25 protein-coding genes are annotated in these 26,507 nt (G+C 61.4%); 12 read left to right on the top strand and 13 right to left on the bottom strand.

Annotated features, from left to right (window positions below; all coding sequences use genetic code 11):
• Positions 1–156: 156 nt before the first annotated feature.
• On the bottom strand, positions 157–1,977 hold the full coding sequence (gene typA, locus PverR02_RS01865) for a translational GTPase TypA (protein WP_017849921.1): 1,821 nt from the start codon (positions 1,975–1,977) through the stop codon (positions 157–159).
• Positions 1,978–2,116: 139 nt separating this feature from the next.
• Positions 2,117–3,571: a tRNA uracil 4-sulfurtransferase ThiI gene (gene thiI, locus PverR02_RS01860; RefSeq protein ID WP_046384997.1), complete on the bottom strand. Its 1,455-nt coding sequence runs from the start codon at positions 3,569–3,571 to the stop codon at positions 2,117–2,119.
• 334 nt (positions 3,572–3,905) lie between these two features.
• Here thiI and glnA point away from each other — a divergent pair, with 334 nt between their 5' ends.
• The 4 genes from glnA to ntrC all read left to right on the top strand — a co-directional run bounded on the left by glnA (position 3,906) and on the right by ntrC (position 8,824).
• The gene (gene glnA / locus PverR02_RS01850) at positions 3,906–5,312 is read left to right on the top strand and encodes a glutamate--ammonia ligase (protein ID WP_017849923.1); all 1,407 of its coding nucleotides are present in this window, start codon (positions 3,906–3,908) and stop codon (positions 5,310–5,312) included.
• A gap of 145 nt (positions 5,313–5,457) precedes the next feature.
• Entirely contained in the window at positions 5,458–5,994 is a 537-nt protein-coding gene (locus PverR02_RS01845; protein ID WP_079442663.1) for a chorismate mutase, read from the top strand.
• 311 nt (positions 5,995–6,305) lie between these two features.
• The gene (glnL, locus tag PverR02_RS01840; RefSeq protein WP_017849925.1) at positions 6,306–7,391 is read left to right on the top strand and encodes a nitrogen regulation protein NR(II); all 1,086 of its coding nucleotides are present in this window, start codon (positions 6,306–6,308) and stop codon (positions 7,389–7,391) included.
• Complete coding sequence (ntrC, locus tag PverR02_RS01835; RefSeq protein WP_017849926.1) at positions 7,388–8,824, top strand: nitrogen regulation protein NR(I); 1,437 nt, start codon at positions 7,388–7,390, stop codon at positions 8,822–8,824. Before glnL ends, ntrC begins: the two co-directional genes overlap by 4 nt.
• Positions 8,825–9,355: 531 nt before the next feature.
• On the opposite strand, the gene PverR02_RS01825 is transcribed toward ntrC, so the two are convergent.
• Positions 9,356–9,796 (bottom strand): hypothetical protein, encoded by a 441-nt coding sequence (locus PverR02_RS01825; protein WP_079442662.1) that lies wholly within the window; start codon positions 9,794–9,796, stop codon positions 9,356–9,358.
• On the opposite strand from PverR02_RS01825, the gene PverR02_RS01820 reads away from it, so the two are divergent.
• A complete protein-coding gene (locus PverR02_RS01820) occupies positions 9,795–10,250 on the top strand; it encodes a tRNA (cytidine(34)-2'-O)-methyltransferase (protein WP_017849928.1) in 456 nt (151 codons plus the stop codon). The genes PverR02_RS01825 and PverR02_RS01820 overlap by 2 nt on opposite strands.
• Positions 10,251–10,369: 119 nt before the next feature.
• On the opposite strand, the gene secB is transcribed toward PverR02_RS01820, so the two are convergent.
• From secB to PverR02_RS01805, 3 genes are read right to left on the bottom strand one after another with little or no spacing between them, the layout of a single operon-like run.
• Entirely contained in the window at positions 10,370–10,849 is a 480-nt protein-coding gene (secB, locus tag PverR02_RS01815; RefSeq protein ID WP_017849929.1) for a protein-export chaperone SecB, read from the bottom strand.
• Between the two features lie 41 nt (positions 10,850–10,890).
• Positions 10,891–11,145, bottom strand: coding sequence for a glutaredoxin 3 (gene grxC / locus PverR02_RS01810; RefSeq protein ID WP_046384999.1), 255 nt, complete (start codon positions 11,143–11,145; stop codon positions 10,891–10,893).
• 1 nt (position 11,146) lies between these two features.
• Positions 11,147–11,560, bottom strand: coding sequence for a rhodanese-like domain-containing protein (locus PverR02_RS01805; protein WP_017849931.1), 414 nt, complete (start codon positions 11,558–11,560; stop codon positions 11,147–11,149).
• A 151-nt stretch (positions 11,561–11,711) separates the two neighbouring features.
• On the opposite strand from PverR02_RS01805, the gene gpmI reads away from it, so the two are divergent.
• The 4 genes from gpmI (at position 11,712) to PverR02_RS01785 (ending at position 16,908) form a co-directional block, all read left to right on the top strand.
• Positions 11,712–13,238 carry a 2,3-bisphosphoglycerate-independent phosphoglycerate mutase gene (gene gpmI / locus PverR02_RS01800; protein ID WP_079442661.1) on the top strand — a complete coding sequence of 509 codons (1,527 nt, stop codon included), beginning with the start codon at positions 11,712–11,714 and terminating at the stop codon, positions 13,236–13,238.
• A gap of 246 nt (positions 13,239–13,484) precedes the next feature.
• Positions 13,485–14,780 carry a murein hydrolase activator EnvC family protein gene (locus tag PverR02_RS01795; protein WP_046385001.1) on the top strand — a complete coding sequence of 432 codons (1,296 nt, stop codon included), beginning with the start codon at positions 13,485–13,487 and terminating at the stop codon, positions 14,778–14,780.
• Between the two features lie 30 nt (positions 14,781–14,810).
• On the top strand, positions 14,811–16,127 hold the full coding sequence (locus tag PverR02_RS01790; protein WP_046385002.1) for a S41 family peptidase: 1,317 nt from the start codon (positions 14,811–14,813) through the stop codon (positions 16,125–16,127).
• Between the two features lies 1 nt (position 16,128).
• Entirely contained in the window at positions 16,129–16,908 is a 780-nt protein-coding gene (locus tag PverR02_RS01785; RefSeq protein WP_017849935.1) for a divergent polysaccharide deacetylase family protein, read from the top strand.
• Here the strand turns inward: PverR02_RS01785 and PverR02_RS01780 are convergent.
• The 7 genes from PverR02_RS01780 to PverR02_RS01750 form a co-directional block, all read right to left on the bottom strand.
• Positions 16,899–17,654, bottom strand: coding sequence for a substrate-binding periplasmic protein (locus tag PverR02_RS01780; protein ID WP_046385004.1), 756 nt, complete (start codon positions 17,652–17,654; stop codon positions 16,899–16,901). The two genes, PverR02_RS01785 and PverR02_RS01780, sit on opposite strands and share 10 nt — an antisense overlap.
• A 66-nt stretch (positions 17,655–17,720) precedes the next feature.
• Complete coding sequence (gene hisF / locus PverR02_RS01775; protein ID WP_010563131.1) at positions 17,721–18,491, bottom strand: imidazole glycerol phosphate synthase subunit HisF; 771 nt, start codon at positions 18,489–18,491, stop codon at positions 17,721–17,723.
• Between the two features lie 9 nt (positions 18,492–18,500).
• Positions 18,501–19,238 carry a 1-(5-phosphoribosyl)-5-[(5-phosphoribosylamino)methylideneamino]imidazole-4-carboxamide isomerase gene (hisA, locus tag PverR02_RS01770; RefSeq protein WP_017849937.1) on the bottom strand — a complete coding sequence of 246 codons (738 nt, stop codon included), beginning with the start codon at positions 19,236–19,238 and terminating at the stop codon, positions 18,501–18,503.
• Positions 19,239–19,277: 39 nt separating this feature from the next.
• The gene (locus PverR02_RS01765) at positions 19,278–19,535 is read right to left on the bottom strand and encodes a DUF2164 domain-containing protein (RefSeq protein WP_017849938.1); all 258 of its coding nucleotides are present in this window, start codon (positions 19,533–19,535) and stop codon (positions 19,278–19,280) included.
• A complete protein-coding gene (gene hisH, locus PverR02_RS01760) occupies positions 19,536–20,174 on the bottom strand; it encodes an imidazole glycerol phosphate synthase subunit HisH (RefSeq protein ID WP_017849939.1) in 639 nt (212 codons plus the stop codon).
• Positions 20,174–20,767: an imidazoleglycerol-phosphate dehydratase HisB gene (hisB, locus tag PverR02_RS01755; protein ID WP_017849940.1), complete on the bottom strand. Its 594-nt coding sequence runs from the start codon at positions 20,765–20,767 to the stop codon at positions 20,174–20,176. Before hisB ends, hisH begins: the two co-directional genes overlap by 1 nt.
• 169 nt (positions 20,768–20,936) lie before the next feature.
• Positions 20,937–22,598, bottom strand: a complete 1,662-nt coding sequence (locus PverR02_RS01750) for an OFA family MFS transporter (protein ID WP_046490889.1) — start codon at positions 22,596–22,598, stop codon at positions 20,937–20,939.
• 323 nt (positions 22,599–22,921) lie between these two features.
• On the opposite strand from PverR02_RS01750, the gene PverR02_RS01745 reads away from it, so the two are divergent.
• From PverR02_RS01745 to PverR02_RS01735, 3 genes are read left to right on the top strand one after another with little or no spacing between them, the layout of a single operon-like run.
• Entirely contained in the window at positions 22,922–25,141 is a 2,220-nt protein-coding gene (locus PverR02_RS01745; protein ID WP_079442660.1) for an AsmA family protein, read from the top strand.
• The gene (gene mutY, locus PverR02_RS01740) at positions 25,138–26,205 is read left to right on the top strand and encodes an A/G-specific adenine glycosylase (RefSeq protein ID WP_079442659.1); all 1,068 of its coding nucleotides are present in this window, start codon (positions 25,138–25,140) and stop codon (positions 26,203–26,205) included. Before PverR02_RS01745 ends, mutY begins: the two co-directional genes overlap by 4 nt.
• Entirely contained in the window at positions 26,202–26,474 is a 273-nt protein-coding gene (locus PverR02_RS01735; RefSeq protein ID WP_017849944.1) for an oxidative damage protection protein, read from the top strand. Before mutY ends, PverR02_RS01735 begins: the two co-directional genes overlap by 4 nt.
• The last annotated feature ends 33 nt before the right edge of the window (positions 26,475–26,507 follow it).

Here is a 26,507-nt window from a genome sequence, read left to right as displayed (position 1 = left end):
AAGCCCCCTCCCACAGTTTTGATTTGTGAACGCCTTCAAAATGTGGGAGGGGGCTTGCCCCCGATAGGGTCGGCACATTCAGCACAAAACCTGCAGACATAAAAAAACGCCCCCGGCCTTTCGACCGGGGGCGTTTTTCATTCAGCCTGAGTTAACTCAGTTCTTGGCTTTCTTGGCAGCGCGGGTACGCTCGCCTTCGTCCAGGATCTTCTTACGCAGGCGGATCGACTTAGGCGTGACTTCGCACAGCTCGTCGTCCTGGATGAATTCCAGGGCCTGTTCCAGGGTGAAGCGAACAGGTGGAACCAGAGCGATGGTTTCGTCTTTACCCGAAGCACGCATGTTGTCGAGCTTCTTGCCTTTGGTTGGGTTGACGCCCATGTCGTTGTCACGGCTGTTCAGACCAACGATCTGACCGTTGTAGATCTCTTGACCGTGTTCAACGAACAGCTTGCCACGCGCCTGGAGGGTTTCCAGGGAGTAGGTCAGCGCCTTGCCGGTTTCAACCGAAACCAGAACACCGTTCTGACGGCCGGACATGTCGCCGGACTTCATGGTGTCGTAGCGATCGAAGATCGAGGTCAGGATGCCAGCACCGTTGGTCAGGGTCAGGAACTGGTTACGGAAACCGATCAGACCACGCGCAGGGATGTTGTATTCCAGACGCACACGGCCTTTGCCATCCGGCACCATGTTGGTCAGGTCGCCCTTACGCAGGCCCATCTCTTCCATGACCTTGCCCTGGGATTCTTCAGGGGTGTCGATGGTGACGTTTTCGAACGGTTCCTGCTTCACGCCGTCAACAGTACGGATGATCACTTCAGGACGACCTACGCCCATTTCGAAGCCTTCGCGACGCATGGTTTCGATCAGTACCGAGAGGTGCAGCTCACCACGGCCGGAAACCTTGAACTTGTCAGCCGAGTCGCCTTCTTCAACGCGCAGTGCCACGTTGTAGAGCAGTTCTTTGTCCAGACGTTCCTTGATGTTACGGGAGGTCACGAACTTGCCTTCTTTACCGCAGAAAGGCGAGTCGTTTACCTGGAAGGTCATGGAAACGGTTGGCTCGTCGACGGTCAGAGGCTTCATCGCCTCGACAGTGTCCGGCTGGCACAGGGTGTCGGAGATGAACAGCGAGTCCATACCGCTGACGCACACGATGTCGCCGGCGAACGCTTCTTCAACGTCGATGCGGTGCAGGCCGTGGTGACCCATCAGTTTCAGGATACGACCGTTGCGCTTCTTGCCGTCGGCGCCGATAGCGACAACCGGAGTGTTCGGCTTGACGCTACCACGAGCGATACGGCCAACGCCGATAACACCCAGGAAGCTGTTGTAGTCCAGTGCCGAGATTTGCATCTGGAACGGACCGTCACGGTCAACCTTCGGTGGTGGAACGTGGTCAACGATGGCCTGGTACAGCGGGGTCATGTCTTCCGCCATGGCGGTGTGATCCAGACCGGCGATACCGTTCAGGGCCGAAGCGTAGATAACCTGGAAGTCCAGTTGTTCTTCGGTAGCACCCAGGTTGTCGAACAGATCGAAGATCTGGTCCAGAACCCAATCCGGACGCGCGCCTGGACGGTCAACCTTGTTGATGCACACGATCGGACGCAGGCCGGCTTCGAACGCCTTCTTGGTCACGAAACGGGTTTGCGGCATAGGGCCGTCTTGAGCGTCAACCAGCAGCAGAACGGAGTCGACCATCGACATTACGCGTTCTACTTCGCCGCCGAAGTCGGCGTGGCCCGGGGTATCCACGATGTTGATGTGGTAGCCGTTCCAGTTGATAGCGGTGTTTTTAGCCAGGATGGTAATACCGCGCTCTTTTTCCTGGTCGTTGGAGTCCATCACGCGCTCGTCGTTGAGCTCGTTGCGCTCCAGGGTGCCGGATTGACGCAAGAGTTTGTCTACCAGGGTGGTTTTACCATGGTCAACGTGAGCAATGATGGCGATGTTACGTAGATTTTCGATCACTTGTGTATCTCGATCAGAGGATTCGGTGTGCTGACAGGTCGTGGCAGCGATTAACAGTAGAGTCAGGCCTTGCCGTTACAGCTTGACGGCAGAGTCGGGGGGCCGGTGACGCAGGCCACAGGCAAACAGCCCCGGGCTCTTAGCTCGGTCGATAAACGCGCACATTGGCATGCCCCTCACTGAGCAAATGGTGGGCATGCAGGCGACTCATCACGCCTTTGTCGCAATACAGCAGGTACTGACGGCTGTTATCCAGTTCCTTGAAACGCGCGTTCAATGCATAGAACGGCAGCGTTTGTACGTCGATGCCAGCGATTTCCAGCGGCTCGTCTTCAGCGGCATCCGGGTGACGGATGTCGATGATGATCTGACCGGCCAGGGCTTCGCTGACTTCTTCGATCTGCACATCCTGGCCCAACTCGTCGATGACACGATCGATCGGGACCAGTTTGGCGTTCTCGAGCGCACGCTCCAGAACCGCCATATCAAACTGTTGTTCTTCATACTCCACGCGGTTGCGCTTGGCGTGGGTCTTGGGGTTCACCGAAATGACCCCGCAATATTCAGGCATGTGCTTGGCAAAGTCGGCGGTGCCGATCTGTTCTGCCAGGTCGATGATGTCCTGCTTATGGCTGGCGATCAGCGGGCGCAGCACCAGCTTCTCGGTCACGCAATCGATGAGCGACAGGTTCGGCAGCGTCTGGCTGGATACCTGGGAAATCGCTTCGCCGGTCACCAGCGCGTCGATCTGCAGTTGATCGGCAATTCGGGACGCTGCGCGCAACATCATACGCTTCAATACTACGCCCATATGACTGTTATCGACTTTGCCGAGAATTTCGCCCAGTACTTCCTCGAACGGCACGCTGACAAACAGCACGCGCTGGGAGCTGCCGTACTTCTTCCAGATATAGTGCGCGACTTCCATCACGCCCAATTCGTGGGCACGCCCGCCCAGGTTGAAGAAGCAGAAGTGGCTCATCAGGCCGCGGCGCATGATCTGGTAGGCCGCCACCGTGGAATCGAAACCGCCGGACATCAAGACCAGGGTCTGTTCCAGGGCGCCGAGCGGGTAGCCACCAATGCTATTGTGCTGGCTGTGGATCACAAACAACCGTTGGTCGCGAATTTCCATCCGCACTTCAATTTGCGGCGCCTTGAGGGAAATTCCGGCTGCGCCGCACTCGCGACGCAGCTTGCTGCCGACGTATTTTTCCACATCCATGGAGCTGAACGGGTGCTTGCCGGCACGCTTGCAGCGCACCGAAAAAATCTTGCCTTCAAGCTCGCTGCCAAAGTGCTGTTTGCACTTTTCGGTGATGTCGTCGAAGTCGCCCAGCGGGTACTCGTCGACCTGCAGGAAATGCGCGATGCCCGGCATGCAGCTCAGGCGCTCGGTCATATCCTTCAAGGCCTTGGCGTCGGTGACACGGGTTTCCAGCTCGAGATTGTCCCACACACCGTTCACCACCACAGCCGGGTCCAGATCGCGGAGCACGGCACGGATGTTCTTGGCCAACTGACGGATGAAACGCATCCGTACCGGTCGGCTTTTGATGGTGATCTCGGGGAAGACTTTAACGATTAATTTCATGGAAACAGCGCGCACAGGGCCTGCCGAAAAAGGGGGGCGCGGATTATAGCGGAAATCGCTCAAGGTTTAACCAGTTAATATGCATCAACGGCGCAACGCACCAAAACAGGTCATTTATGCAAATGAGCGCCACATTGCAGTGCGTTATTTATTCCATTTCGGCGGTTTGCACTGTTATAGGGGCCATTTTGACGCAAAAAGGCCATGTTGGCGCACTGGCATGCAATTTGCTCTCTTGTGAGGCAGGTTGCCATGGCGGACTATCCGCGCCGGCATCACCCACATTCTAAGGGCTAACTCCACTACCCAGCCCGAAGCCACCCCGGAGGACACCATGTCGAAGTCGGTTCAACTCATCAAAGATCATGACGTTAAGTGGATTGATCTGCGCTTCACGGACACAAAAGGCACTCAGCACCACGTGACCATGCCGGCTCGCGACGCGCTGGATGACGCGTTCTTCGAAGAAGGCAAAATGTTCGACGGTTCCTCCATTGCCGGTTGGAAAGGCATCGAAGCTTCCGACATGATCCTGATGCCGGACGACAGCACCGCCGTGCTGGACCCGTTCACCGAAGACCCAACCCTGATCATCGTCTGCGACGTGATCGAGCCTTCGACCATGCAAGGCTACGACCGCGACCCACGTGCGATCGCCAAGCGTGCCGAGGAATACCTGAAGTCGACCGGTATCGGCGACACCGTATTCGTAGGCCCAGAGCCAGAATTCTTCATCTTTGATTCGGTCAAGTTCAAGTCCGACATCTCCGGCTCCATGTTCAAGATTTTCTCCGAACAAGGTTCGTGGATGTCCGACCAGGACGTAGAAGGCGGCAACAAAGGCCACCGTCCAGGTATCAAAGGTGGCTACTTCCCAGTTCCGCCATTCGACCACGACCACGAAATCCGTACCTCCATGTGCAACGCCATGGAAGAAATGGGCCTGGTCATCGAAGTACACCACCACGAAGTGGCGACTGCCGGCCAGAACGAAATCGGTGTGAAGTTCAACACCCTGGTTGCCAAGGCTGACGAAGTCCAGACCCTGAAGTACTGCGTACACAACGTGGCTGATGCCTACGGCCGTACCGCAACCTTCATGCCTAAGCCTCTGTACGGCGATAACGGTTCGGGTATGCACGTTCACCTGTCCATCGCTAAAGATGGCAAGAACACCTTCGCTGGCGAAGGTTATGCCGGCCTGTCCGACACCGCCCTGTACTTCATCGGCGGTATCATCAAGCACGGTAAGGCCCTGAACGGCTTCACCAACCCGTCGACCAACTCCTACAAGCGTCTGGTCCCAGGTTTCGAAGCACCGGTAATGCTGGCCTACTCGGCTCGTAACCGCTCCGCATCGATCCGTATTCCTTACGTGTCCAGCCCGCGCGCTCGCCGTATCGAAGCCCGCTTCCCGGACCCGGCAGCCAACCCGTACCTGGGCTTCGCTGCACTGCTGATGGCTGGCCTGGACGGCATCCAGAACAAGATCCACCCAGGCGACGCCGCCGACAAAAACTTGTACGACCTGCCGCCTGAAGAGGCCAAAGAGATCCCACAAGTGTGCGGCAGCTTGAAAGAAGCCCTGGAAGAGCTGGACAAGGGCCGTGCGTTCCTGACCAAAGGCGGCGTATTCAGCGACGACTTCATCGATGCCTACATCGAGCTGAAAAGCGAAGAAGAAATCAAAGTCCGCACCTTCGTACACCCACTGGAATACGAGCTGTACTACAGCTGCTGATCCGGTAGCGTCGCTTAACGTGGCGTGATCGAAAAAGACCTCCTTCGGGAGGTCTTTTTTTGCCCGGGGATTACACAGCTCCGCACCTGCAAACCCAATCAAAAAGGTGGGAGGGAGCTTGCCCCCTCCCACAAGGAGATCAGCATTGAACCGTCGACTTGTGTTCGCTCTGTTATTCGTCAGTGTCAGTGCGAGCGCTGCGCCGCCCAGCCTCGAACCTTTACTCAACAGCATCGCCGAGCGCCTGGCGATCGCCGACCAGGTCGCCCTGAGCAAGTGGGACAGCCACAAGCCCGTAGAAGACAAGAAGCGCGAGCAAGAGGTGATCGCCAGCGTCGTCGCCCAGGCCCCGAGCTACAAGCTGGACCCTGTCGCCGCCGGGCAGTTCTTCTCGGCACAGATCGAAGCGAACAAACTGGTGCAGTACGCCCATCTTTCCGACTGGCAGTTCCAGGGCAAGGCCCCCGACGATCCGCGCCCGGACCTGGTCAAGCAGATCCGCCCGCAACTGGACCAACTGCAAAAACGCCTGCTGCAGCAATTGGCCGACTTCAGCCCGCAGCGCACCGACCCACAGTGCCCGCAATGGCTGGCCGAAGCCGTGCATGAGCCGCTCAATGAGCCGATGCAGCAGTTGGCGATGATCCGCGCGACCGCCGAGCTGTGTATCTACAAAAACTAAAACGGTAAACCCGATCCAAAAATGCGGGAGGAGGCAATCCCCCTCCCACATTTGATTTGTGTGAATTCGCGCTTCCTGAACAATCGTCACATAATCGCACTATATTGGTGCGACAGCCTGCACCCTTCCCACCGACCCAGCCCATTTTGGTTCGAAACTTCCCGATGAAGCTGGCAGAACGCCACAGTTTCGAGCCTTAAACCCTTATTTCAGGGCTTAAACGCTTCTTTTCGGAGCCTTGGTTTGGTTTTTGCATTTTCCTTGTATCAGCGTGTGCCTCAAGCCCGCGCCTTGCTCCAAAAGAGGTCCTGATGACCATCAGCGATGCACTGCACCGTTTGTTACTCGACAACCTGACCACCGCGACCATCCTGCTCAATGACGACCTGCGCCTTGAGTACATGAACCCGGCGGCGGAGATGCTCCTGGCCATCAGCGGGCAGCGCAGCCATGGGCAGTTCATCAGCGAGTTGTTCACCGAGTCGGCCGAAGCCTTGAGCTCGTTGCGCCAGGCAGTGGAGCAGGCACATCCGTTCACCAAGCGCGAAGCGATGCTCACCGCCCTGACCGGCCAGACCCTGACCGTCGACTACGCCGTGACCCCGATCCTGAGCAACGGCAGCACCCTGCTGCTGCTCGAAGTCCACCCGCGTGACCGCCTGCTGCGCATCACCAAGGAAGAAGCGCAGTTGTCCAAGCAGGAAACCAGCAAGATGCTGGTGCGCGGCCTGGCCCACGAGATCAAGAACCCGTTGGGCGGGATTCGCGGCGCGGCGCAGTTGCTGGCTCGTGAGCTGCCGGACGAGCACCTCAAGGACTACACCAACGTCATCATCGAAGAGGCCGACCGCCTGCGTAATCTGGTGGACCGCATGCTCGGCTCCAACAAGCTGCCGTCGCTGGCGATGACCAACGTGCATGAGGTGCTGGAGCGTGTCTGCCAGTTGGTCGAGGCCGAAAGCCAAGGCTGCATTACCTTGGTGCGCGACTATGACCCGAGCATTCCCGACGTGTTGATCGACCGCGAGCAGATGATCCAGGCGGTGCTCAACATCGTGCGCAACGCCATGCAGGCCATCAGCAGCCAGAACGAGCTGCGCCTGGGCCGCATCAGCCTGCGCACCCGCGCCTTGCGCCAGTTCACCATCGGCCACGTGCGCCATCGTCTGGTGACCAAAGTCGAAATCACCGACAACGGCCCGGGCATTCCAGCAGAACTGCAGGAAACCATTTTCTTCCCCATGGTCAGCGGCCGCCCGGACGGTACCGGGCTGGGCCTGGCCATTACCCAGAACATCATCAGCCAGCACCAGGGTCTGATCGAATGTGAGAGCCATCCTGGCCACACCACGTTCTCGATCTTTCTGCCTCTGGAACAAGGAGCCCCATCGACATGAGCCGTAGTGAAACTGTCTGGATCGTCGATGACGACCGTTCTATCCGCTGGGTCCTCGAGAAAGCCCTGCAACAGGAAGGCATGACCACCCAGAGCTTCGACAGCGCTGATGGGGTGATGAGCCGCCTGGCGCGCCAGCAGCCCGACGTGATCATCTCCGACATCCGCATGCCCGGTGCCAGCGGCCTGGACCTGTTGGCGCGGATTCGCGAGCAGCACCCGCGCCTGCCGGTGATCATCATGACCGCGCACTCGGACCTGGACAGCGCTGTCGCGTCCTACCAGGGCGGCGCCTTTGAGTACCTGCCCAAGCCGTTCGACGTGGACGAAGCGGTGGCGCTGGTCAAGCGCGCCAACCAGCACGCCCAGGAACAGCAGAACCAGGAAGCCCCGCCCGCCCTGACCCGCACCCCGGAAATCATCGGTGAAGCGCCGGCGATGCAGGAAGTGTTTCGCGCCATCGGGCGCTTGAGCCACTCCAACATCACCGTGCTGATCAACGGCGAGTCGGGCACCGGTAAAGAACTGGTGGCCCACGCCCTGCACCGCCACAGCCCGCGGGCGGCGTCGCCGTTCATCGCGCTGAACATGGCGGCGATTCCGAAGGACTTGATGGAGTCCGAGCTGTTCGGCCACGAGAAAGGCGCCTTCACCGGCGCGGCCAACCTGCGGCGCGGGCGGTTTGAACAGGCGGACGGCGGCACGCTGTTCCTCGATGAAATCGGCGACATGCCGGCCGATACCCAGACCCGCTTGCTGCGCGTGCTGGCGGACGGCGAGTTCTACCGTGTGGGCGGGCATACGCCGGTCAAGGTTGACGTGCGTATCATCGCCGCGACTCACCAGAACCTGGAAACCCTGGTGCATGCGGGCAAGTTCCGTGAGGACTTGTTCCACCGCCTCAACGTGATCCGCATCCACATCCCGCGCATGTCGGACCGTCGCGAAGACATCCCGACCCTCGCGCGCCACTTCCTCAGCCGCGCCGCCCAGGAGCTGGCCGTCGAGCCGAAGCTGCTGAAAAGCGAGACCGAGGAATACCTGAAGAACCTGCCGTGGCCCGGCAACGTGCGCCAGCTGGAGAACACCTGCCGCTGGATCACGGTCATGGCGTCCGGGCGCGAAGTGCATATCAGCGACCTGCCGCCGGAGCTGCTCAGCCTGCCGCAGGATTCGGCCCCCGTGACCAACTGGGAACAGGCGCTGCGCCAATGGGCCGACCAGGCCCTGGCACGCGGCCAGTCGAACCTGCTGGACAGCGCCGTACCGGCCTTCGAACGGATCATGATCGAAACCGCCCTCAAGCACACCGCCGGCCGCCGTCGCGATGCCGCCGTGCTGCTGGGTTGGGGCCGCAATACCCTGACGCGCAAGATCAAGGAACTGGGGATGAAGGTCGATGGCGCGGATGATGACGACGGTGACGAGGGCTGAATTTCAGCCCCACTGAAGATCCAATGTGGGAGGGGGCTTGCCCCCGATAGCGGCATGTCAGTCGGCATCTACATGACTGATCCACCGCAATCGGGGGCAAGCCCCCTCCCACATTTGGATCTGCGCAAGGTTTGGCGACCATGCACCGCTTCAATGCACCATGAACCGGCATCGGGCACGGCGCCAACACCTCAAACCTTCGCACCGCCGCCTGAAATCAGACAACCAAAAACGCCAAAGCCCCGTATTCCGGGGCTTTTCGCTGTCTGGAGCGTTTTTTTCGAGCAACTTGGCCAGTGTGGCACGCGCCCTGCAATAACCCTGATACAACCCAGTTTCGGGGACCTTGGTACAGGCAGGCCGAGAATCCCCTCTTTACACCCGGGGTGCTTGATGCGAACCGCGTCGCGCTCCACACCGCTTTCGGGAACCTCGGTACAGGCAGGCCGGGGATTCCCTCTTTAACACGAAGCCGGATGGCTTCATCCCGTTTTGGGAGCCCTGGTACAGGCAGGCCGGGAACTCCCTCTTTTATTGCTCTTGGAGATGGATCTCCAGCCGCCAGCGGCCTTCAGCTTCCTCTCCCGACCATTCCCCACGCAACGGCCGCGCCGCCACCAGGTTGAGCAACAGGCCGCCATCGGTCTTGCGCACGCGCCAGTTCACATCCTTGTCATTGACCTTGAGCTGCCCGCTGGCGGCCTTGCCCTGCGCGTCGAACAACAGCGCCACGGTGCCGTCGATATGCTCGCCATGCAGCTTGGGTTCGCTGTTGAACCACACCACCACACCGTTGGCCGCCGGCGTCACCTGCAGCAATTCGACCGGGTCCGGGGCGGTCAGGCGCCCGATCATCAGGCCTACCATCAGGCCGACAATCGCCAAAGAGCCCAAAACCCTTGGCAATAGCTTCGGCCTGGGGTCTTCTTCGAGGGTAGAATGCAGCGCATCTTTGCCTTCGGAGCCGTGCATGTTTCACGTCATCCTTTTTCAACCAGAAATTCCGCCGAATACCGGCAACGTTATCAGGCTGTGCGCCAACAGTGGCTGCCACCTGCATTTGATCGAGCCGCTGGGCTTCGACATGGACGACAAGCGCCTGCGCCGCGCCGGGCTGGACTACCACGAGTATGCCACCCTGCAACGCCACGCCGACCTCGCCAGCTGCCTGGAAAGCCTCGGCCACCCTCGGCTGTTCGCGTTCACCACCAAGGGCTCGCGGCCGTTCCATGACGCCAGCTTCGCCGACGGCGACGCCTTCCTGTTCGGCCCGGAAAGCCGTGGCCTGCCCGCCGAGGTGCTCGACGCCCTGCCCGACGGCCATCGCCTGCGTTTGCCGATGCGCGAAGGTTGCCGCAGCCTGAACTTATCGAACACCGTCGCCGTCGCCGTCTACGAAGGCTGGCGCCAACTCGGCTTCAAGTAACACACATAACAAATGTGGGAGGGGGCTTGCCCCCGATAGCAGTGGGTCAGCCAACACCTATTCAGCTGACACACCGCAATCGGGGGCAAGCCCCCTCCCACATTTTTTAGCGCATCGACTTATTGAACCGTCGACGAACCTTCCTGTTGCATGCGCTGCAGCTCTTGCGCGTACAGGGCATCGAAGTTCACCGGAGCCAGCATCAGCGCCGGGAACGAGCCACGGGTGACCAGGCTGTCCAGGGTCTCGCGGGCATACGGGAACAGGATGTTCGGGCAGAACGCGCCCAGGGTGTGGCTCATGGACGCTTCGTCCAGGCCCTGGATCAGGAAGATACCGGCCTGTTGCACTTCAGCGATGAAGGCCACTTCTTCGCCGTTCTTGACGGTGACCGAGAGGGTCAGCACGACTTCGTGGAAGTCGCCTTCCAGGGCTTTTTGACGGGTGTTCAGGTCCAGCCCGACGCTTGGGGTCCACTCCTGACGGAAGATGGCCGGGCTTTTCGGCGCTTCGAACGACAGGTCACGCACATAGATGCGCTGCAGCGAAAACTGTGGGCCTTGGGCTTCTGCTGCTTCGGTGTTCTGTTGGTCAGTCATCGCAGATCCTTCTTGATCTTGGGTCTTTTAGGGTTTAGGAGTCAGACGTGAAGCAGCGCGTCCAGCTTGCCGGCGCGCTCAAGGGCAAACAGGTCATCGCATCCACCGACGTGCTTGGCGCCGATCCAGATCTGCGGCACGGACGTGCGTCCCGCCTTCTGGGCCATTTCGGCGCGCACCTGGGGTTTGCCATCGACCTTGATCTCTTCGAAGGCAACCCCCTTCTTCTCCAGCAAGGCCTTGGCCCGCATGCAGTAAGGGCACCAATCGCTGGAATACACGACAACCTGGCTCATATCACTTCACCAGCGGCAGGTTGTCGGCGCGCCAGCTGCTGATACCACCAGACAGTTTGGCGGCGGTAAAGCCGGTCTTGAGCATTTCGCGGGCATGGGTGCCGGAATGCTGGCCTTGGGCGTCGACCAGGATAATGGTCTTGGCCTTGTGCTTTTCCAGCTCGGCCAGGCGCGCGATCAGCTTGTCCTGGGGAATGTTCAGGGCGCCAACGATATGACCGGCGGCAAAATCCTTGGCCGGACGGATATCCACGACAACGGCCTCATCCTTGTTGACCAGCGCGGTCAGCTCCGACGTGCTCAGGCTGCGGCCACCGCGGCTCATTTCATGAGCGATCAGCAGCGCCAGCAGGATGACGAAGGCACCCGCGAGCAGGTAGTGGGCAGTGGCAAATGCAATCAGGTGATCAACCATCAAGGAGGTTCCAGGGCGTTAAAATGGCGGTAAGTATACACAGCCGTCAGGGGGGGCCAACCCCCGTAAAGCGGTGACGTGGTCGGAACTTCGCTTTAAACTGCCACTCCCTTTTCAATCCCCTTCATCAATTACCGCCGCGAGAGGATCTATGACTACGACGCCTAAACCTTTGGTCCTGATAATTCTCGATGGCTTCGGACACAGTGAAAGCCACCACGACAACGCCGTGTACTCGGCCAACAAGCCGGTGCTGGACCGCCTGACCGCCACTTTGCCCAACGGGCTGATCTCCGGTTCGGGCATGGATGTGGGCCTGCCGGACGGCCAAATGGGCAACTCGGAAGTCGGCCACATGAACCTCGGCGCCGGACGAGTGGTCTATCAGGACTTCACCCGCGTGACCAAAGCGATCCGCGACGGCGAGTTCTTCGAGAACCCGACCATCTGCGCGGCCGTCGATAAAGCCGTCGCCGCCGGCAAGGCCGTGCATTTCATGGGACTGCTGTCCGACGGCGGCGTACACAGCCACCAGGACCACCTCGTGGCCATGGCCGAACTGGCCTTCAAGCGCGGCGCCGACAAGATCTACCTGCACGCCTTCCTCGACGGCCGCGACACGCCGCCGAAAAGCGCGCAATCGTCGATCGAACTGCTGGACGCCACCTTCGCCGCCCTCGGCAAGGGCCGCATCGCCAGCCTGGTCGGTCGCTATTTCGCGATGGACCGCGACAACCGCTGGGACCGCGTGTCCCAGGCCTACAACCTGATCGTCGACGGCCAGGCCGAATTCAACGCCGCCACCGCCCAGGAAGGCCTGGAAGCCGCCTACGCGCGTGGCGAGAGCGATGAGTTCGTCAAGGCCACCACCATCGGCGAGCCGGTGAAAGTGGAAGACGGCGACGCCGTGGTGTTCATGAACTTCCGCGCCGACCGTGCCCGCGAGCTGAGCCATGTGTTCGTCGACCCGGGTTTCAAGGACTTCGAACGCGCGCGCCAGCCGAAAATCGAGTTCGTGATGCTCACCCAATACGCCGCCAACATCCCGGCCCCGTCGGCTTTTGCTCCCGGCAGCCTGGAAAACGTGCTGGGCGACTACCTGGCGAAAAACGGCAAGACCCAACTGCGCATCGCCGAAACCGAGAAGTACGCCCACGTGACCTTCTTCTTCTCCGGCGGCCGCGAAGAACCGTTTCCGGGCGAAGAGCGCATCCTGATCCCGTCGCCGAAAGTCGCGACCTACGACCTGCAACCGGAAATGAGCGCGCCGCAAGTCACCGACAAGATCGTCGACGCCATCGATAACCAGCGCTATGACGTGATCGTGGTCAACTACGCCAACGGCGACATGGTCGGCCACAGCGGCAACCTGGCCGCCGCGATCAAGGCTGTGGAATGCCTGGACCTGTGCGTGGGCCGCATCGTCGACGCCCTGGAAAAAGTCGGCGGCGAAGCGCTGATCACCGCCGACCATGGCAACTGCGAGCAAATGTCCGACGAGTCCACCGGGCAAGCCCACACCGCCCACACCACCGAGCCGGTGCCGTTCATCTACGTCGGCAAGCGCGACCTGAAAGTGCGCAAAGGCGGCGTGCTGGCCGATGTGGCGCCGACCATGCTGATGTTGATGGGGTTGGAGAAGCCCAAAGAGATGACCGGCACCTCGATTCTGGTCTGATCTAAACCACATGTGGGAGGGGGCTTGCCCCCGATAGCAGTGGGTCAGCCAACACCTATTCAGCTGACACACCGCAATCGGGGGCAAGCCCCCTCTCACACTAGGCTCTCTGTGTTGGGTAGGTGTCTTTTCGCCATACCACTGCCGCTCGGCACCTATCTTGCCCAGAAGCCCGAATTGGGCGTTTTTTTTGCAGCGCTTGCCGGGCATACTAGGCCGTCCCTTTCCCTGGTGTCGCCCGCCTCTATGCTTCGCGCCTTGATTACCCTCGCTCTCGTCTGCCTGCTCCAACCGGCATTTGCCGATGAGCGCGCGCAAACCCAACAACAGTTGGACGCTACGCGTCAGGACATCACCGAGCTGAAAAAACTGCTCGGCAAGCTCCAGGAAGAGAAATCCGGGGTGCAGAAAGACCTGCGCGGCACGGAAACCGAGATGGGCAAGCTGGAGAAGCAGGTCCAGGAGCTACAAAAAGAATTAAAGAAGAGCGAGTCGGAACTGGAGCGACTCGACGCTGAGAAAAAAAAACTCCAGAGCGCCCGCGTTGAACAGCAACGCCTGATCGCGATCCAGGCCCGCGCCGCCTACCAGAGTGGCCGCCAGGAGTACCTCAAGCTGCTGCTCAACCAGCAGAACCCGGAAAAATTCGCGCGCACCCTGACCTACTACGATTACCTGAGCAAGGCACGCCTTGCCCAATTGAAGGGCTTCAACGAGACCCTGCGCCAACTGGCCAACGTCGAACAGGAAATCGCCGACCAGCAATCGCAACTGCTCGACCAGAAAAGCAGCCTCGACAGCCAGCGCGACCAGCTCGACAAGGTGCGCAAGGAACGCCAGTTGGCCCTGGCCAAGCTCAATGACGACGTAAAGGCCCGCGACGCCAAGCTACAAGCCCGCGAGCAGGACCAGGCCGACCTCGGCAAAGTGTTGAAAACCATCGAAGAAACCCTGGCTCGCCAGGCACGCGAGGCCGAAGAAGCGCGACAGAAAGCGCTGATCGCCCAGCAGGAAGCGGAAAAAAAGCGCCAGCGTGAGGCCGAACTGGCAGCCACGAGCGACGCCCCGGCACCGCGCAAACCGGCGCACGCAGCGCCCGGGCCGCTGGTTTCCAGCGCGGGCGAATCCTTCGGCGGGCCTTTTGCTTCCGCGCGCGGCAAACTTCCGTGGCCGGTTGATGGTCGACTGCTGGCACGCTTTGGGGAAACCCGCGGCGATGACACCCGCGCCAAGTGGGATGGGGTGATGATCAGCGCGGCCGCCGGCAGCCAGGTCCACGCCGTCCACGGCGGTCGCGTGGTGTTTGCCGATTGGCTGCGGGGCGCCGGTTTATTGGTGATTCTCGACCACGGTAATGGCTATTTGAGTCTTTATGGCCACAATCAGACTTTACTCAAGTCGGCAGGTGATGTGGTAAAAGCCGGGGAATCCATCTCCACTGTCGGTAACAGTGGCGGCCAGGACACCCCGGCGCTGTACTTCGCTATTCGTCAGCAGGGCCGCCCGAGCGATCCTGCACAATGGTGCCGCACCCAAGGATAGGGTCGCATCTACATTAGGAGTTCGTTCGACATGCTGCATTTGTCCCGCCTCACTTCGCTGGCCCTGACGATCGCCCTGGTGATCGGCGCGCCTCTGGCTTTCGCCGACCAGGCCGCACCGGCTGCACCCGCCGGCATGGCCGCGACCACCAAGGCGCCGTTGCCGCTAGACGAGTTGCGCACCTTTGCCGAGGTCATGGACCGGATCAAGGCAGCCTATGTCGAACCCGTGGACGACAAGACCCTGCTGGAAAATGCCATCAAGGGCATGCTCAGCAACCTCGACCCGCACTCCGCCTACCTCGGCCCGGAAGATTTCGCCGAGCTGCAGGAAAGCACCAGCGGTGAGTTCGGTGGCCTGGGCATTGAAGTCGGCGCCGAAGACGGCCAGATCAAAGTGGTCTCGCCGATCGACGACACCCCGGCGTCCAAGGCCGGCATCCAGGCCGGTGACCTGATCGTCAAGATCAACGGCCAGCCGACCCGTGGCCAGACCATGACCGAAGCCGTCGACAAGATGCGCGGCAAGATCGGCCAGAAAATCACCCTGACCCTGGTGCGCGACGGCGGTGCGCCGTTCGACGTAACCCTGGCCCGCGCGACCATCACGGTCAAGAGCGTGAAGAGCCAGTTGCTGGAGTCGGGCTACGGCTACATCCGCATCACCCAGTTCCAGGTCAAGACCGGCGACGAAGTGGCCAAGGCCCTGGCCAAGCTGCGCAAAGACAACGGCAAGAAGCTCAACGGCATCGTGCTCGACCTGCGCAACAACCCCGGTGGCGTGCTGCAGTCGGCGGTGGAAGTGGTCGACCACTTCATCACCAAAGGCCTGATCGTCTACACCAAGGGCCGTATCGCCAACTCCGAACTGCGCTTCTCGGCCACCGGCAACGACCTCAGCGAAAACGTGCCGCTGGCCGTGCTGATCAACGGCGGCAGCGCCTCGGCCTCGGAGATCGTCGCCGGCGCCCTGCAAGACCAGAAGCGCGGTGTGCTGATGGGCACCACCAGTTTCGGCAAAGGCTCGGTGCAAACCGTGTTGCCGCTGAACAACGAGCGCGCCCTGAAAATCACCACCGCGCTGTACTACACGCCGAACGGCCGCTCGATCCAGGCCCAGGGCATCGTGCCGGACATCGAAGTGCGCAAGGCCAAGATCACCAACGAGGTCGACAGCGAGTACTACAAGGAAGCCGACCTGCAAGGCCACCTCGGCAATGGCAACGGCGGCGCCGACCAGCCGACCGGCAGCAGTGCCAAGGCCAAGCCGATGCCGCAGGACGATGACTACCAACTGGCCCAGGCGTTGAGCCTGCTCAAGGGCTTGAGCATCACGCGCAGCCGTTGATATGCGCGTTGCCCTGATCATCGCTGCACTGTGCAGCCTGGCCGGGGTCGCCCACGCGACCCCGGCCAGCGAACCGCACAAAGCCTACCTGACCCTGATCATCGACGACCTGGGGCAAAACCTGCCCCGGGATCGCCGTGTGCTGGCCCTGCCCGGCCCGGTGACCACGGCGATCATGCCCGACACGCCCCACGCCGCCGAATTCGCCCGCGAAGCGCACAAGGCCGGCAAGATCGTGATCCTGCACATGCCCATGGACCCGGCCACCGGCCCGTTCGCCTGGCACCCCGAGTTGCCTATCGAAGAGCTCGGCAAGCGCCTGGACGCTGCGTTCAAGGCCGTGCCCTACACCGCCGGCATCAACAACCACATGGGCAGCCGCATGACTGCCCAGCCCGAAGCCATGGCCTGGCTGATGGGCGAGTTGCAACGGCGCCACAAGTTCTTTGTCGACAGCCGCACCAGCGCGCAGACCGTCGGCGCCGCCGAAGCGCAGAAGATCGGCCTGGCCAGCGTCTCGCGGGATGTGTTCCTCGACGACGAACGCACCGAAGCCGCGATCACCACGCAATTGCAGAGCGCCATCAAACTGGCCCATAAACAGGGCTCAGCGGTGATGATCGGCCATCCGTATCCACAAACCCTGGCGGTGCTCGAACGCGAGCTGCCCAAGCTCAAGGCCCAGGGCGTGGACTGGATTGATATCAAACTGATGATCAGCGTGCGCAGCAATCAGGCGATGGCAGGGCACGGCAAGAACGGCACCTATCGCTACAAATAGCGCGCCATCATCTGGTCGAGCAGGCCTTCCTCGCGCAACTGATCCAACGCTGCCTGCAGCTTGGCCACCGTTTCGTCCGGCACGTCCTTGTTCAGCGCCAGGTACAACTGGGCACTGTTGAAGCGAAGGATGGTCTTGAGCCCGGTCACACCGACCTGGCGCGCCAGGTAGCGGCCGGCCGGGTCGCCGGTGGCCCACAGGTCGATCTGGTCATCCAGCAGCTTTTGCGCGTTGTCCTGGTCACGCAGCACCAGCACTGGCTTGAGGCCCTGCTTCTCCAGGGTCTCGGCAATCGCGTCGCCCTTGTACGCGCCAATCTTGTAGCGCCGCGCCTGCGCCAGCTCGTCGAGCTGGATTTTGCTGTCGGCCTTGGCCAGCATCACCCAGTCATCCGGGCCGATAGGGCCGACCCATTTGAACAGCGCTTCGCGCTCCGGCAGGCGGGCCATCACGAACACGCCGTAGCCGGGGTTTTCCAGGGCGAGTTTGTAGATCCGCTCCCAAGGAAAACGCAGAGTGAGGCTGTAGGAAATGCCAGCACGCTTGAAGGTTTCGCGCATGATGTCCACGGCGATGCCTTCGACATTCTCGTCCTTGGCGAAGTTCTTGCCGTTTTTCGCCATGTTGTAGGGCGGGAAGTTTTCCGTCAGCAACACCAGGGAGGCGTCAGACGATTCTTCGGCTTGGGCCACTCCGATCATGAGCACGGAGGTACTGGCGAGCGCGAGCAACAGGTCTTTGAGCATGAAAGTTACCGGAATCCATGGCAAGCGCAGAGAGTGCCGCGCACTTGCCATGGTGTCCAGCAGCGTTTAGCGCACCACGATACCGCGCGCGGCCATGTACGCCTTGGCCTCGGGGACGGTGTATTCGCCGAAGTGGAAAATACTCGCCGCCAGCACGGCGCTGGCGTGGCCTTCGATCACGCCGTCGGCCAGGTGCTGCAGGTTGCCGACGCCGCCGGACGCGATCACCGGAATGCCCAGCGCATCGCTGATGGCACGGGTCACGCCGAGGTCGAAGCCGTTTTTCATGCCATCCTGGTCCATGCTGGTCAGCAGGATTTCACCGGCGCCCAGGCCTTCCATCTTCATCGCCCACTCCACCGCGTCCAGGCCGGTCGGCTTGCGCCCGCCGTGGGTGAAAATCTCCCAGCGCGGCGGTTCGCCGGGGCCGGAGACTTTCTTGGCGTCGATGGCGACCACGATGCACTGCGAGCCGAAGTGCTGTGCGGCTTCGCCGACGAACTCCGGGTTGAACACTGCGGCGGTGTTGATCGAGACCTTGTCCGCGCCGGCATTGAGCAGGTTGCGGATGTCTTGCACGGTGCGAACGCCACCGCCCACGGTCAGCGGGATGAACACCTGGCTGGCCATGCGCTCGACGGTATGCAGCGTGGTGTCGCGGCCGTCGACGCTGGCGGTGATGTCGAGAAAGGTAATCTCGTCGGCACCTTGCTCATCGTAGCGACGGGCGATTTCCACCGGGTCGCCGGCGTCACGGATGTTCTCGAACTTGACGCCCTTGACCACGCGACCGTTGTCGACGTCCAGGCAAGGGATGATGCGTTTGGCCAGCGCCATGGTCAGTCCTCAGCCGTTGTAGGCATCGCAGTAAGCCTGGGCTTCGGCGACGTCCAGGGTGCCTTCGTAGATTGCGCGGCCGGTGATCGCGCCGATGATTCCAGGGGCCCGGGCATCCAGCAGCGACTTGATGTCACCCAGGTTGTGGATGCCACCGGACGCGATCACCGGGATCCTGGTCGCCGCCGCCAGCGCAGCGGTGAACGGTACATTGCAGCCCTGCATCATGCCGTCTTTGGCGATGTCGGTGTAAACGATGGCGGACACGCCGTCGGCTTCGAACTGCTTGGCCAGGTCGATCACCTGCACCGTGCTGATTTCCGCCCAGCCGTCGGTGGCGACGAAACCGTCCTTGGCGTCCAGGCCGACGATCACCTTGCCCGGGAACGCGCGGCAGGCTTCGGCGACGAAGGCCGGGTCTTTCACGGCCTTGGTGCCGATGATCACGTAGCTTACGCCGGCCTTGACGTAGTGTTCGATGGTTTCCAGGGAGCGGATACCGCCGCCGATCTGGATCGGCAGGTTCGGGTAGCGCTTAGCGATCGCAGTCACCACTTCGCCATTGACCGGCTGGCCTTCGAAGGCGCCGTTCAGGTCCACCAGATGCAGGCGACGGCAACCACCGTCCACCCATTTGGCAGCCATGCTCACCGGGTCGTCGGAAAACACCGTGGAATCTTCCATGCGGCCCTGGCGCAGACGCACGCAAGCGCCGTCCTTGAGATCGATAGCGGGGATAATCAGCATCTGGCAAACCTTATTCGATATTCAGCAATGCTTGGGAAATCAGGGTTTCTCAAGCGACCACAGGTCGCTTTCGATGCTTTCGAACCGTTCCCTAAGGAGCGTCTGCGTATCGAAAATCGCCCTGTTGTAATAGTGCGGCGCAACTTCAATGGTGAACAACTCAAGGATCTCGGCAACCTCGAACGAGCCCAGCTTGAGCTCGAAACGGTCCTCCATGAAGCGCTTGATCTTGTTGGTAGCCTCACGTTCCTGTTCGGGCGTGAGGTTCAGGATCGGCAGCTTCGGTTTCTTGGCCATCTACCAGCGACCGTCCCACGCAGCGAAGTTCTGCAGCAATTGCAGGCCATGGGTATGGCTCTTCTCCGGGTGGAACTGCACCGCAAAACGCGAACCTTCGGCCAGCGCAGCGGCGAAGTCGACGCCGTAGTGCCCGCCACCCACCACCTGGCGCGGGTTACCGGCGGCGATGTAGTAGCTGTGGACGAAGTAAAAGCGCGCCATGTCCGGGATCTCATGCCACAGCGGGTGATCCACGGTGCGCCGCACTTCGTTCCAGCCCATGTGCGGGACTTTCAGGTGCTCGCCGTCTTCATGCAGGTCCTTGCCGAAGAACTTCACTTCGCCTGGAAACAGGCCGATGCAGTCGACGCCGTCGTTCTCTTCACTGCGCTCGAGCAAGGCTTGCATGCCCACGCAAATGCCGAGGAACGGCCGGTCCTGACTGACCTCGCGCACCAGGCTGTCAAAGCCCAGGCGACGGATTTCGGCCATGCAATCGCGAATCGCGCCAACGCCTGGGAACACCACGCGGTCAGCCTCGCGAATCACCGTGGCATCGCTGGTGATCAGCACCTTGCCGGCCCCTACGTGCTCGAGGGCCTTGGCCACCGAGTGCAGGTTGCCCATGCCGTAATCGATAACCGCGACCGTCTGCATTACAGGACGCCCTTGGTCGATGGCATTTGCCCGGCCATGCGCTCATCCAGCTCCACCGCCATGCGCAGCGCGCGACCGAAGGCCTTGAACACGGTTTCGATCTGGTGGTGGGTGTTGGTGCCGCGCAGGTTGTCGATGTGCAGGCTGACGAGGGCGTGGTTGACGAAACCCTGGAAGAATTCCTGGAACAGGTCGACGTCGAAGCCGCCCACGGTGGCGCGGGTGTAGGGCACGTGCATCTGCAGGCCGGGGCGGCCGGAGAAGTCGATGACCACACGCGACAGCGCCTCATCCAGCGGGACATAGGCGTGGCCGTAGCGACGGATGCCTTTTTTGTCGCCGATGGCCTTGGCGAAAGCCTGGCCGAGGGTGATACCGACATCCTCCACCGTGTGGTGGTCGTCGATATGCAGATCGCCCTTGCTGACGATATCCAGGTCGATCAGCCCATGACGGGCGATCTGGTCCAGCATGTGCTCAAGAAAAGGTACACCGATATCAAATCGGGCCTTTCCGGTGCCATCCAGGTTGATCGAGGCTTTGATCTGGGTTTCCAGAGTGTCGCGCTCGACGGACGCCTTACGTTCGGCCATCACCAGCTCCGCAAAATCATTGGGCGAAAAAGGCAGCCATTATAGGGGCGCGGGCGCTAAACAGAAACATCGAAGGGGATAAGACTGACGAGTTGAAGCGAGGAAGGTCGACGCTAGACATGTGCATACAAGCGGGCGCTCCAGGATGGTGCGCCCGCCTGCAGTCAACTTAGTGGAACAGTACCGCCGTCTTTTGCAGGGTCACCCACACACCCCACGCCAACGGAATACCCACCACCAACCAGGCCGCGACAGCCAGCGGCTTGCTGCCGGCGGAGGCTTTCCACTCCAGCACGGTGCTCGAATCGGCACCCTTGTCATGGCCCAGCGCCTGTTCGGCGGCCAGTTCGGCGTCGCTCATGAAGTACTTGTCGGCCACCGGGCGCACCAGCAGGTTGCAGATGAAACCCAGCACCAGCAGGCCGGCGAGGATGTACAAGGTGATGTCGTAGGCGGCGGCGCGTTCGACGCCGATGCTCAACTGATATTCACGCAGGTAGTTCACCAACACCGGGCCCAGCACGCCCGCCGCAGCCCAGGCGGTCAGCAGGCGGCCATGGATCGCGCCGACCATCTGGGTGCCGAACAGGTCGGCCAGGTAAGCCGGAACCGTCGCAAAACCGCCGCCGTACATCGACAGGATGATGCAGAACGCCGCCACGAACAGCGCCACGTTGCCCAGGTGCCCGAGGTTCGGGATCAGCGCATACAGGGCAAAGCCCAGGGCGAAGAACACGAAGTAGGTGTTTTTACGGCCCAGGTAGTCGGAGAACGACGCCCAGAAGAACCGGCCACCAATGTTGAACAGGCTCAACAGCCCGGTAAAGCCCGCCGCGATCGCCGCGATCGAGGCCAGTTGCCCGGCATTCAGTTGGCCGAACGGCACATCCACACCCAGCAATTTGCCGCCGAACACTTCCTGCAGCAGCGGCGAAGCCATGCCGAGGATGCCGATACCGGCCGATACGTTCAGGCACAGCACCAGCCAGACCAGACGGAATTGCGGGGTTTTCCAGGCGACGTTCACGTGAACGTGACGATGGGTGATCATCGCATTGCTGGCTTTTTTCACCGGCGCGGTCCAGCCCTCAGGCTTCCAGCCGGTCGGCGGAACGCGGTAGGACAGCGCGCCACCGATCATGAACACGAAGTAAATCGCCGCCATCACCAGAAAGCTCTGCCACACGCCGACGCTGGTCGGCGAAGCGAAGTGCCCCATCAGCGCTGCCGCCAGGGGAGCCCCCACCATCGCGCCGCCGCCGAAGCCCATGATCGCCATGCCGGTGGCCATGCCGCGCTTGTCCGGGAACCACTTGATCAGGGTCGACACGGGCGAGATATAACCCAGGCCCAGGCCGATACCGCCAATGACCCCGGAGCCGATCCACATCAGCCAGATCTGGTGGGTATAAATCCCCAGCGCCGAAATCAGCAGGCCGCCACACCAGCACAGCGCCGAGACGACGCCCGCCTTGCGTGGCCCGGCATGTTCCAGCCAGCCGCCCCAGATCGCCGCCGAGCAGCCCAGGAAGATGAAGAACAGGGTGTAGATCCAGCCCAGCATGGAGATCGGCCAGTCGCACTGAGACGAAAAAACCTGAGCGATAAAGCTCATATCCGGCGCACAGGCCACCGGCGCGCTGATCCCCAGCGCCTTGGACAGCGGCAACCAGAACACCGAGAAGCCGTAGGCCATGCCGATACACAGGTGGATGGCCAGAGCGGCCGGTGGAACCAGCCAGCGGTTGAACCCGGGCTTGGCGATGATGCGCTCCTTGGACAGGAACGCAGGCTGCGCGGCAGCAATACCCGCCGCAGTGCTAGTGCTCATTAGTGTTTCCCCCAGTTATTAGTATGTGTTCGTCAGGCGCTCTCTCCTTCGGCCTTGCACGCAGGGCGTGACCGTTTTGTTGAATAAAGCTCCATTTAAAGCGCGACGTTACGTCGCAGAAGGCGGACGAACGCGCAGAGATTAGCATCAGTGGATGACAGAAAAACCAAAATGCCACTACCTTTCGCGGATTTTTTGTGTTTTTTGACGCCAAAATACCGCCCCCTGCGCTAGATACAATGTAACGATCCGTGAACTGACGCAGGCCATCGGGCGCTATACTCTGCGGCTAAATTTTGAAATCGACATACAAGGACTCGCCCATGAAAGCGTTCGGCAAAATCCTGGGTCTGGTACTTCTCGGGCTGTTGCTGATCATTGTGGCTCTCGGCTTTGCCCTGACCCATCTCTTCGATCCCAACGACTACAAAGACGAGATTCGCCAGATTGCCCGCGACAAGGCCCACATCGAGCTGACGCTCAATGGCGACATCGGCTGGAGCCTGTTCCCCTGGCTGGGCCTGGAACTGCACGAAGCCAGCGTCGCGACCCTGACCAACCCGACCCAGCCGTTCGCCGATCTGCAGATGCTCGGCCTGTCGGTACGCGTGTTGCCGCTGCTGCGCCGCGAAGTGCAGATGAGCGATGTGCGCGTCGAAGGCCTGAACCTGCGCCTCAACCGCGACAAGCAAGGCCACGGCAACTGGGAAGACATCGGCAAGAACGCCCCCGAGGCGCCCACCGCTATGCCAACCCCCGTGCAAGCGACGGCACCAGTGACCGAGGTGAAGGCAGAAAAACCGCCGCAGCCCATCCGCCTGGACATCGACAGCCTGACCATCAACAACGCCCGCATCGAATACAACGATGAACAGACCGGCAAGCAGTTCAGCGCCGAGAGCATCCAGCTGAGTGCGGGTGCCATCCACGAAGGGGCGAGCATTCCGCTGAAGCTCACCGCGTTCCTCGGCAGCAACCAGCCGGTCATGCGCGTCAAGACCGAACTCAACGGCAACCTGCGCATTCAGCGGGCGCTCAAGCGTTATCAGTTCGAAGACATGCGGTTCAGCGGCGAAGCCACCGGCGAACCGCTGCAAGGCAAAACCGTGACCTTCTCCACCCAGGGCCAACTGCTGGTGGACCTGGCGGCCAACATTGCCGAGTGGACCAACCTGAAACTCTCGGCCAACCAGTTGCGCGCCCTCGGCGAACTGAAGGTCAACGACCTGGACAAGACCCCGCAGCTCAGCGGCGCCCTGTCGATCGCCCAGTTCGACCTGGCCAAGTTCCTCGACAGCGTCGGCAACCCGCTGCCACCGATGGCCGAGGGCAGCCTGAGCAAAGTCGAGCTGGTCAGCCGCCTCCAAGGCACGCCGACCCGCCTGGCCCTGGAAGACCTCAACCTGAAACTCGACGGCAGCACCTTCACCGGCCGCGTTGCCGTAGACGATTTCGCCAAGCAATCGCTGCGCGTGCAACTCAAGGGCGACACCTTCAACGCCGACAATTACCTGCCGGCCAAGTCCGAATCCGCCAAGGGGGCAACCGCCGCACGCCAGGCCGAAGTGCAGAACAGCGAAGCCGGCGCCATGGCCGCCGGTGGCACCACACCGCTGCCGGACGCCCCGACCAAAGGCGCCTGGAGCACCGACAAGCTGCTGCCGCTGACCCGCCTGCGCACGCTGGACGTGGAGGCCGACCTGGCCTTCGGCCAACTGACCCTGAGTAAGCTGCCGATCCAGAACGCCATGCTCAAGGCCAGCGGCCTCGACGGCCAGCTCAAGCTCGACAGCCTGAGCGGCGGCCTCTACAACGGCAGCTTCCAGGCCAATGGCAGCCTCGATGTGCGCCAGGACATTCCAGTGCTGGCCCTGCAAAGCCAGATCAAGCAAGTGCCGGTCGAGCGCATCCTGCAAGCCCAGGGGCAGACGCCGCCGGTCAAGGGCCAGATCACCCTCGACAGCAACCTCAGCGGCCGCGGCAACAGCCAAAAGGCACTGATAGACAGCCTCAACGGCAACGCCAGCTTCGTGATCAACAACGGCGTGCTGCTCAACGCCAACCTTGAACAGCAACTGTGTACCGGCATCGCCCTGCTCAACCGCAAGACCTTGAGCAGCGAGCCACGGGCCAAGGACACCCCGTTCCAGGAGCTCAGGGGCAACCTGACGTTGCGCAACGGCGTGGCCAACAACCCCGACCTGAAGGTGCGTATCCCCGGCCTTACGGTCAACGGCAACGGCGACATCGACCTGCGCGTGCTGGGCATGGATTATCGCGTCGGCATCATCGTCGAGGGCGATCAACGCGAAGTGCCGGACCCCGCCTGCGAGGTAGGCGCCAACTTCCAGGGCATCGAAGTGCCGCTGCGCTGCCGTGGCCCACTGGAGCTGGGCGCCAAGGCGTGTCGCCTGGACAAGGACGGCCTCGGCCAGGTCGCCATCAAGGCCGCTGGCAACCGCCTCAACGAGAAGCTGGAAGAGAAGCTCGACAAAGTTAACCCGCAGTTGAAAGACGCGTTGAAAGGCCTGTTCAAACGATGAGAAACGAGCAGTTTTCCGAGGCGGTACTGAACTGGTACGACCGCCACGGTCGCCATGACCTGCCCTGGCAACAGGGCATCACGCCCTACCGGGTGTGGGTTTCGGAGATCATGCTGCAACAGACCCAGGTCAGCACCGTGCTCAATTACTTCGACCGTTTCATGGCCTCCCTGCCAACGGTCGAAGCCCTGGCCGCCGCGCCGGAAGACGAGGTGCTGCACCTGTGGACCGGCCTCGGCTATTACACCCGGGCGCGCAACCTGCAGAAGACCGCGAAGATTGTCGTGGCCGAGTACGGCGGCGAGTTCCCCCGCGACGTGGAAAAGCTCACCGAACTGCCCGGCATCGGCCTGTCCACCGCCGGCGCGATCGCCAGCCTGAGCATGGGCCTGCGCGCGCCGATCCTCGATGGCAACGTCAAACGCGTGCTGGCACGCTTTACCGCGCAGGAGGGCTACCCCGGCGAACCCAAAGTGGCCAAACAGCTCTGGGCCACCGCAGAGCGCTTCACGCCCCATGATCGCGTCAACGCCTACACCCAGGCGATGATGGACATGGGCGCCACCCTGTGTACCCGCAGCAAGCCCAGTTGCCTGTTATGCCCGCTGGAAAAAGGCTGCGAAGCCCACATGCTCGGCCTGGAGACGCGCTACCCGATCCCCAAGCCGCGCAAGAGCATCCCCCAGAAGCGCACGCTGATGCCCATGCTGGCCAATGGCGACGGCGCGATCCTGCTTTACCGTCGCCCGTCCACGGGCCTGTGGGGCGGTTTGTGGAGCCTGCCGGAGCTGGACGACCTGCAAGACCTCGAACACCTCGCCCACCAGCACGCGCTGGAGCTGGGCAAACAACAGGAACTGCCGGGGCTGATCCACACCTTCAGCCACTTCCAGCTGGCCATCGAACCCTGGCTGGTCCAGGTCGAGGAATCCGCCCATCACGTGGCCGAGGCCGACTGGCTCTGGTATAACCTCGCCACCCCGCCGCGCCTGGGCCTTGCCGCCCCGGTGAAAAAACTGCTGAAGCGCGCGGCCGACGCATTGAACGCAGGAGTTTCGTCATGACCCGCACCATCATCTGCCGCAAGTACCACGAAGAACTGCCCGCCCTGGAGCGCGCCCCGTTCCCGGGTGCCAAGGGCCAGGACATTTTCGATCACGTCTCCGCCAAGGCCTGGGCCGACTGGCAGAAACACCAGACCCTGCTGATCAACGAAAAACGCCTGAACATGATGAACGCCGAAGACCGCAAATACCTGCAAGGCGAGATGGACAAGTTCTTTTCCGGCGAGGATTACGCCAAGGCCGAAGGCTACGTGCCGCCTGCTCAATAATTGATCAAAAACCGGGGTCGGCACGTAAGCGAC

Origin of the sequence: Pseudomonas veronii, assembly GCF_002028325.1 — a bacterium.
Classification (GTDB): Bacteria; Pseudomonadota; Gammaproteobacteria; order Pseudomonadales; family Pseudomonadaceae; genus Aquipseudomonas; species Aquipseudomonas veronii.
The sequence above is the reverse complement of the archived record's forward strand: the minus strand, read 5'-3'. Positions and strand labels throughout refer to the sequence as shown.